This window comes from Solimonas soli DSM 21787 (genome assembly GCF_000474945.1).
Classification (GTDB): domain Bacteria; phylum Pseudomonadota; class Gammaproteobacteria; order Nevskiales; family Nevskiaceae; genus Solimonas; species Solimonas soli.
This window is the reverse complement of the sequence record NZ_AXDW01000017.1, coordinates 92944-101344: the sequence shown is the minus strand read 5'-3', so window position 1 is coordinate 101344 and position 8401 is coordinate 92944. Positions and strand designations below refer to the sequence as shown.

Sequence of the window (8401 nt, the reverse complement as noted above, 5' to 3'; positions counted from 1 at the left end):
CATGCTGCCGCACGCCTATCCGTACCACATCGCCACGGCGGGCCGGGAGCGCTGCCACCGCTACCGGGCCAGAAGCCAGCTTCCTACGGGGCGACGCACACACGGGACCTTGCGCCATTGAACTGCGCGGCCCCAGCGGCGACCATGTTGGTCCCAGCGTCGTCGCGCACGCAGTAATCGCCCCAAAAACCCATGCAGCTGACCGTCAACGGCGAACCCCGCCGCCTCGCCACGTCCCTCAGCATCGAAGCCCTGCTCGCCGAGCTGCAGCTGGCCGGGCGGCGCGTCGCCGTCGAACTCAACGGCGCCATCGTGCCGCGCTCGCGGCACGCGGCGGCGCTGCTCCGCGACGGCGACGAGGTGCTGATCGTGCAGGCGATCGGCGGCGGCTGAGGCCGGGCGCCGTTCATGCGCGGGCCAGACGCCCGCACTAGACTCCGCTGACCCGCCGCCAGGATCCGATCGCTCATGGCCAAACCGCTGAAAATCGCCCTTCTCGTCCTCGGCGGCATCGTGCTGCTGGTGATCGCCGCGCTGGTCGCCGCCGTGCTGCTGTTCGATCCGAACGCTTACCGCGGCCGCATCCAGGACGCGGTGAAGGACGAGACCGGACGCGAGCTGACGCTCGGTGACATCCAGCTGAAGATCTTCCCCTGGCTGCGGGTCTCGCTCGCCGATGCGCGCCTCGGCAACGCGGCCGGCTTCGGCGACCGGCCCTTCGCCGAGGTGAAGAACGTCAGCGTCGGCGTGCAGCTGATGCCGCTGCTGTTCGACAAGCAGATCAAGGTCAGCGCGGTGGAGCTCGACGGCCTGCATCTGAATCTCGCGAAGAACGCTGAAGGCGTCAGTAACTGGCAGGACCTGATCAAGCACCAGGAAGAAAAGCCGAAGGAGCCGAGCGCGCCGAAGAGCGAAACGGAATCGCAGTTCTCGCTCGACAGCATCGATATCGACGGCGTGAAGATTGACGATGCGGCGGTCGTCTACGACGACGCGCAGGCCGGCAAGCACTACGAGCTGCAGAAGCTGAAGCTGAAGACCGGCTCGCTGCGCGCGCGCGATCCCTTCGACGTGGATCTGTCGGCGACCGTATTGTCCAAGGCGCCCGAGGCGCAGGCCGACGTCACGCTGTCCGGCACCATCAAGCCGGATTTCCAGACGAAGAAGCTCGACACCGAGGGCCTCAAGCTCGGCGTCCGCGGCAAGGCGCTCGGCTACGACATCGACAGCACGCTCAAGACCCGCCTGGTCGCCGATCTCGGCGCGAAGATCTTCAACCTCAACCAGCTCGCGCTCGAGGCCAAGCTCGGCGGCAAGGCGATCCCCAACGGCAGTCAGACCGTCCGCCTCGGCGGCGATCTCGCCTACAACCTCGCGCAGGGCGCGCTGCGCTTCCAGAACGTGAAGCTGCAGGCCGCCGATCTGACGCTGAGCAGCGATATCGCCGGCAGCGGCCTCAACGGCGACAGCCCGAAGCTGGCCGGACCGTTGACGATCGCGCCGTTCAGCCCGCGCAAGCTGCTGGCGGACTTCGGCATCAAGCTCAACACGGCCGATCCGCAGGCACTGGCGCAGGCGAGCTTCAACGCGCAGATCGGCGGCACGCCGAAGAGCGTGGCGCTGCAGAACGTCGTCATCACGCTCGACCAGACCCGGCTCAAGGGCAGCTTCAGCGTGCAGGATTTCGCGACGCTGGCGATGGCCTTTGCACTGCAGGTCGACAGCATCGACCTCGATCGCTATCTGCCGCCGAAGGCCAAGGAAGAGGGCAAGGTCGAGACCGCGTCCGGCGAGAAGAAGGACATCAATGCCGTGGAACTGCCGGGCGATACGCTGAACAAGCTCAACGCCGAAGGCACGTTCGACATCGGCAAGCTCAAGGTGAAGAACCTCAAGCTCAGCGACATCCGGCTCAAGCTGACGGGCCGCGGCGCGGGCGCGGCCAAGGAGCAAAATCTCAGCGCGCAGCTCTACGGCGGCAGTGTCACGCTGGCGCATCGCTACAGCCCCGGCGCGACCCCGGGCTATGCCCTGAAGACGCAGCTGTCCTCCTTCCAGGCGGCACCGTTCCTTCTCGACTTCACCGGCAAGGATTCGGTGAGCGGCGTCGCCGATTTCAGTGCCGATCTGTCGGGCCGCGGCAAGACCGTCGGCGACCTGCGGCGCACGCTGGACGGCAAGCTCGCCGCGCAGGCGCGCAACGGCGCGGTCAAGGGCTTCAATCTCGGCGCGCTGATCCGCAAGGCGCAGGCGGCCATGGCCGGCAATCTCGACTACAGCGAAAGCAGCGCGCCGGAAACCGACTTCACGACGATCTCGGTCAGCGGCACGATCAACAATGGCATCCTGCACAGCGAGGACCTCAGCGCCGCGAGCCCGCTGTTCCGCGTCGGCGGCACCGGCGACATCAACCTCGTCGACGAGACCATCAACTACACGGCCAAGCCGACCATCGTCGAGACCAGCAAGGGCCAGGGCGGCAAGGACCTCACGCAGCTCAACGGCGTGACGATCCCGATCCGCCTCACCGGCAGCCTGTGGAAGCCGAAGTACAAGGTCGAGATCGGCGACGCCGTGAAGCAGAAGGCGCAGGAGAAGATCAAGGAGAAGCTCGCCGATCCCGAGGTCAAGCAGAAGATCAACGACAAGCTCAACGAGCTGCTGTTCGGCAAGAAAAAGAAAAAGGACCAGAGCACCGAGCAGCCGGCGGAGCCGCAAACGGAGCCGTCGTCGAATCCGTGAGGCGCGCGGCGCTGCTGCTGCTTTGCGGCCTCGCCGTCGCGCCGGTGCGCGCGGCGACGGTCGACGCGCTCGAGGTGACGCACGAGGACGCGCGTTACCGTATCGAGCTGCGCGCCCGGCTCGACGTGCCGGCGGCCGATGCCTATGCGGTGTTCCGCGATTTCCGCAATCTGCCGCGCATCAACGACGCCGTCGAAGACGTCGAGGCGCAGGCGCCGGCCGCGGCCGGCGGCGAGCGCTGGCGCACGACGGTGCGCGTCTGCATCAGCTTCTTCTGCACCCGCCTGCATCAGGTGCAGGACGTGCGCGACGCCGCCGATGCGCAAGGCTGGCGTCTCGATGCGACGGTGATCCCCGCGCTCAGCAATCTGCGCTACGGCCTCGCCGCCTGGCGGCTCGACCGTTGCGATGCGCAGACCTGCCTGTGGTTCCAGGCCGAACTCGAGCCCGATTTCTGGGTGCCGCCGCTGCTCGGCCCCTGGATGATCGAACGCACCATGCGCCGGCAGGCGCAAGCCACCGCGCAAGGCATCGAACGCCTCGCGCGCGAGCGCGGACAAGGTACGCTGTCGCCATGAAACCCTTCGCGGAACGCCTGCTGGCCTGGTTCGACGACCACGGCCGGCACGACCTGCCGTGGCAGCACCCGCGCACGCCGTATCGCGTGTGGCTGTCGGAAATCATGCTGCAGCAGACGCAGGTCAACACCGTCATCCCCTACTTCGCGCGCTTCCTCGAACGCTTTCCGGATCTGCCGTCGCTTGCCGCCGCGCCGCTCGACGAGGTGCTCGCGTTGTGGGCCGGCCTGGGCTACTACGCGCGGGCGCGCAATCTGCATCGCTGCGCGCAGGTAATCGTCGCCGAGCACGGCGGCGAGTTCCCGCGCGACATCGATGCGGTCGCCGCCCTGCCCGGCATCGGCCGCTCGACGGCCGGCGCCATCCTCGCGCAGTCTTTCGGTGATCGTCACGCGATCCTCGACGGCAATGTGCGCCGCGTGCTCGCGCGGCACGCCGCCGTGTCCGGCTGGCCCGGCGTGCCGGCCGTGCAGAAGAAACTCTGGTCCGAGGCCGAGGCGCGCCTGCCGCACGCACGCCTCGCCGACTACACGCAGGCCCTGATGGATCTCGGCGCCTCGGTGTGCACGGCGCGCAAGCCGAAATGCCTGCTGTGCCCGGTCGCCGCGGACTGCGTGGCGCGGCGCAGCGACACCGTCGCCCAGTATCCCGGCGCCAAGCCGCAGCGCGCGCGACCGCAGCGACGGGCGCAACTGCTGCTCATCGAAGACGCGGATGGCCGCCTGCTGCTCGAGCGCCGTGCGCCGAGCGGCCTGTGGGGCGGCCTCTGGTGCCCGCCGCTGCTCGGCGAGAGCGATCCGCCGCTCGCCGACTGGCTGCATGCGCAGGCGCTGCGCGGCGACGCGCCGCAGCCACTGCCGGCGTTCACGCACGCCTTCACACACTTCGACTACGAGCTGACGCCGATGCGCGTGCGTGCCGCCGCGCACGGCGGCGCCATTGCCGAAGACCGCTGGCAATGGCTCGACGCCGGGCAGCTCGCGCGCTTGGGCCTGCCGGCGCCGATCCGTAAAATGCTCGACTCCCTGCACAAGGCGAATTCCCGATGAGCCGTACCGTTCACTGCGTCAAGCTCGGCATCGATGCCGAAGGTCTCGATCGTCCGCCGATGCCCGGCGCGCTCGGCCAGCGTATCTACGAGCAGGTGTCGAAGCAGGCCTGGCAGATGTGGGTCCAGCACCAGACGCGCCTGATCAACGAATACCGCCTGCAGCTCGCCGACGCCAGCGCGCGCAAGCAGCTCAGCGAGGAGATGGAGAAATTTTTCTTCGGCGGTGAGCTGACGCAGACCGGCTATGTGCCGCCCGCGCCGACGCGCGAATGAAGCACGTCGCTTGACGCGCTCGATGCCCGCCGCTTTAATACGCGGCCCGCAGCACCCGGCCGGGTAGCTCAGTCGGTAGAGCAGGGGATTGAAAATCCCCGTGTCGGCGGTTCGATTCCGTCCCCGGCCACCATTTGGTGTCGTGAGAGGCTGTAAACCCTTGATGTTGCTCAATCGCACCGGCCATCGTGGCGCGTGCGGTTTTGCTGTGCGTGCCGTTCTATGTTCCCCCCGTGTTCCCACGCGGGCTATTGAGGGCACAAGGCATGAGCAAGGGCATGTTGAAGCTGGTGGTGAACAACGACGAAGCGGCCATCGTTGAACCGGAACCCGCACCAGCAGAGGAAATCACCAAGGCAACCATTGACCGACTGGCGAAGCGGCCGAAGTCGGAACGGGACGAGTACGTCCAAGACACTGAGGTTCCGGGCTTCAAGCTGCGACGGACACGACAAGGCACCATCGTCTTCTTCTTCCACGGGCGTGTGCGTGGCGGCGAAGGCACCACCAAAGGCAAGCTGGTCAAACGCACCATCGGGCGAGCCAAGGGCAAGGGCGCCATCAGCGTCGCCAAGGCTCGCGCTGAGGCCGTGGCACTACGTGACGCACTGGCGAAGGGGGTAGACCCCGCCGAGGAACTGCGCGCCAAGGCAGACGCCGCAGAGGCCAAGCAGCGGGAACGTGAGCAGCAGAAGGTTCTGAGTACCTGGACACCAGCCTACGCACTGACGCACATGCTCGAATGGCGAGCCTCGCGCCCCGATTTGGAAGGGCGGACATGCAGCACAAGACTGGCTCCCCGGATAAGGCGGGCGCAGGAACTGCCGCAGCGCTCATTTGAGCGCCTACAAATTGGGGAATGAGAATGGCCCGCGCGAGGCGGGCCATTCGATGCAGCCGGAGAGGTCCTGGCGATGCGGCGATCAGTGCCGCGGCTTGAACACCGGCTCCTCGCCCGGCGCCAGTTCCTTCGGCTTGAGCAGGAAGGAGGCGATCGCCGGCAGCAGCAGGATGGCGCCGAACATGTTGGCGGTGAACATGAAGACCAGCAGCTTGCCCATGTCGCGCTGGAACTGCAGGCCCGACCACAGCCAGGTCGCCACGCCGATGCCGAGCGTGATGCCGGTGAAGACCACTGCCTTGCCGGTCATCTTCAGGGTCTTGAAGTAGGCGTCGCGCAGCCGATACCCGCCGGCCGTGGCATCGGCCAGCGTCGCGTACACGTAGATGCCGTAGTCGACGCCGATGCCGGCGGCGAGCGCGACCACCGGCAGCGTCGCCACCTTCATGCCGATGCCGAGCAGCACCATCACCGCGTAGGCCATGAACGACACCACCGACAGCGGCAGCATGATGCAGACGATGGACTTCAGCTCGAAGAACGACAGGAACACGCAGATCGCGATGCCGAAGTAGACGATGTAGAGGATCGGCCGCTCGAGGCGATGCACTTCCTCGTTGGTCGCCGCCATCACGCCGACGTTGCCGGTGGCCAGCGCGAAGTTCACCGGGCAGGCCTTGTCCATGCCCTTGAGCTTGTCCTTGGCGGCGTCGAACTTCGCGGTCAGATCCTTGACCGTGCCGTTGTTGGCGATGTCTTCGTCGCTGAGTTTCTTGCCGCTCTTCTTCAGCTTCTCGACGTACTTCTCCATCTTCACGCGCGTGACGCCGACCTCGCGCCGCGCCTCGAGCTTGTCGCCGCAGTATTTGGCGTCGACGTCCTTGTGCGTTTCATAGAACTCCGCGGCGTTGCTCTGGTTGAACGCCTTGGTCTTGTCGACGATGCGCTCCAGCGTCGCCGCCGTGTGGTCCTTGGTGAACACGAACACCGCGAGCGCCGAGCAATCCTGGTTGAGCAGGCCGGTCGAGGTCGGGATCGGCGTGATCGCCTGCACCATGGTGTACTGGTTGCGCGGCAGCACGCGGAATTTCGGCGAGCCTTCGGAGAAAGCCGAGTTGGCCTGCTTGGCCGCCCAGGGCAGCGACATCACGCCCTGCACGCCGACGGTGTTCTCCATCTGCGTGTCGAAGCGGTCGATCTGCTCCATCATGTCGTAGCGCACGCAGGACTCGGGGTCCATCTCGGCGACGATCTTGAAGATGTCGGTGCCGATCGAGAAGTTGTCGGTGATCGCCACCATGTCCTTGTTGAAGCGCGAATCCGGCAGCAGCTCCGGCGCGCCTTTCTGGCTGTCGCCGACCTGCAGTTCCTCGCCCTTCCAGAAGCTCCAGCCGTACAGCACCGCGCCGATCATGATGGCGATGATCGCCGGCTTGGGCTGCACGATGCCGGAGATCCAGCGCCACAGCGGATCGAAGATGCCGTCGCGCTGGTCCTGCTTGGCCTGGAAGGCGACCGGATCGCCGATGTCGACCCAGGTGAGCATGATCGGCATCATCACCTTGTTGGTGATGATGATCGCCAGCATGCCGAGCGTGGCGTTGAGCGCCATCTCGCGGATGATGTCGATCGGGATCAGGCCGATCAGCGCGAAGCCGACGACGTCGGTCATGATCGCCATCGTTCCGTAGATGGCGAGCCGCCGCCAGGTTTCGAGCGAGGCGTCGAAGCTGTTGCGGCGGTTCATGGTGATCTCGCCGACCCAGGCGTTGACGTACTGCACGCCGTGGCTGACGGATACCGCGAGAATCAGGAAGGGCACGAGGATCGCGAACGGATCGAGGCCCTTGCCCATCAGGCGCAGCAGGCCGAATTCCCAGATCACGGCGGTGATCGAGCAGATCAGCGGCAGCACCGCGAGCTTGAAGCTGCCGGTGTAGAGCCACAGCAGGATCAGCGTCATCACCAGCGTCAGCAGGAAGAACAGCACGACCTGCATGGTGGCGTCGATGACGTCGCCGACCGCCTTGGCGAAGCCGACGATGTGCACGTCGACGTCCGGGTTGTACTGCGGATTGTCGACCTGCTCGGTCGAAACCTCGTAGCCGTGCACGACGATCGGCGGCGCGTTCGGATCCTGCGGATCCTGTACCTTGAAGTCCTTCAGCGCGAGCTTCCAGCCGTAGTCGACGAAGCCCTCGGCGACCTGCGTGCCGGCCTTCAGCGAACCCTTGTCCTTCTTCAGCTTGTAGAGGATCTTCCGTGGACTCATGAAGCGCCCGCGCAGCTTCTCCTCGAGGCCGTCCGCCACCTGCGCGTAGTCGAGCTTCTCGCCGGTGACCGGATCGATCTCCAGCAGCTCCGAGTAGATCATCGCGCCGTTCTGGTCCTTGGCGACGTAGCGGCCGACGTGGCCGCCCTTGCCGACATTGGCGCGCACCTTGTCGAAATATTCCTGGGTCGGCTGGTAGTCGGCGGGAATGACATTGCCGCCGGCGAAGCCGCCTTCGATGACCTCGATGTAGCGCACGTCCGGCGTGAAGATCGACGACACGCGCGAGCGGTCGACGCCGGGCAGGAAGAACAGCTCGTCGGTCGCCGTCTTCAGCGAGGCCAGGAACTTCTCGTTGTAGATGTCGCCCTTGCCGGGCTTCTGGATCAGCGCGACGAGCACCGTGTTGGCGCCGCCGAACTCCGCCATGTACTGCTTGAGCACCTGCATGTACGGATGCTCGAGCGGAATCGACTTGTCGAAGCCGGCGTCGCGCTTGATGTGCATCATCTGCCAGAACAGGAAAACAGTGGCGATGACGAGGATTGCCATCGTCAAGCCGCGCCTGGCGTAGATTAGCGGTTCGATGGCGCGCAGCACGCGCTGCGTGCGGGTCAGTTCGTGGTCGTTGCTCATGGATGCGG

At 66.1% G+C, this 8401-nt stretch carries 7 protein-coding genes and 1 tRNA gene; 7 read left to right on the top strand and 1 reads right to left on the bottom strand.

The genetic code is table 11. The features are described from left to right. Positions 1-192 precede the first annotated feature (192 nt). The 7 genes from thiS (at position 193) to K344_RS0109795 (ending at position 5507) form a co-directional block, all read left to right on the top strand. Positions 193-393: a sulfur carrier protein ThiS gene (gene thiS / locus K344_RS0109825; RefSeq protein WP_028080524.1), complete on the top strand. Its 201-nt coding sequence runs from the start codon at positions 193-195 to the stop codon at positions 391-393. A 75-nt stretch (positions 394-468) separates the two neighbouring features. Continuing rightward, positions 469-2742 carry an AsmA family protein gene (locus K344_RS0109820; RefSeq protein WP_028080523.1) on the top strand — a complete coding sequence of 758 codons (2274 nt, stop codon included), beginning with the start codon at positions 469-471 and terminating at the stop codon, positions 2740-2742. Beyond that, positions 2739-3320, top strand: a complete 582-nt coding sequence (locus tag K344_RS23010; RefSeq protein ID WP_051362089.1) for an SRPBCC family protein — start codon at positions 2739-2741, stop codon at positions 3318-3320. The genes K344_RS0109820 and K344_RS23010 overlap by 4 nt, the downstream gene beginning before the upstream one ends. Then, entirely contained in the window at positions 3317-4369 is a 1053-nt protein-coding gene (mutY, locus tag K344_RS0109810; RefSeq protein ID WP_028080522.1) for an A/G-specific adenine glycosylase, read from the top strand. Before K344_RS23010 ends, mutY begins: the two co-directional genes overlap by 4 nt. Continuing rightward, positions 4366-4644: an oxidative damage protection protein gene (locus K344_RS0109805; protein WP_028080521.1), complete on the top strand. Its 279-nt coding sequence runs from the start codon at positions 4366-4368 to the stop codon at positions 4642-4644. The genes mutY and K344_RS0109805 overlap by 4 nt, the downstream gene beginning before the upstream one ends. Before the next feature lie 57 nt (positions 4645-4701). Continuing rightward, positions 4702-4777: transfer RNA gene (locus tag K344_RS0109800), tRNA-Phe, on the top strand. Positions 4778-4910: 133 nt separating this feature from the next. Then, positions 4911-5507, top strand: coding sequence for an Arm DNA-binding domain-containing protein (locus K344_RS0109795; RefSeq protein ID WP_028080520.1), 597 nt, complete (start codon positions 4911-4913; stop codon positions 5505-5507). Between the two features lie 60 nt (positions 5508-5567). On the opposite strand, the gene K344_RS0109790 is transcribed toward K344_RS0109795, so the two are convergent. Continuing rightward, the gene (locus tag K344_RS0109790; RefSeq protein WP_028080519.1) at positions 5568-8393 is read right to left on the bottom strand and encodes an efflux RND transporter permease subunit; all 2826 of its coding nucleotides are present in this window, start codon (positions 8391-8393) and stop codon (positions 5568-5570) included. Positions 8394-8401: the final 8 nt, after the last annotated feature.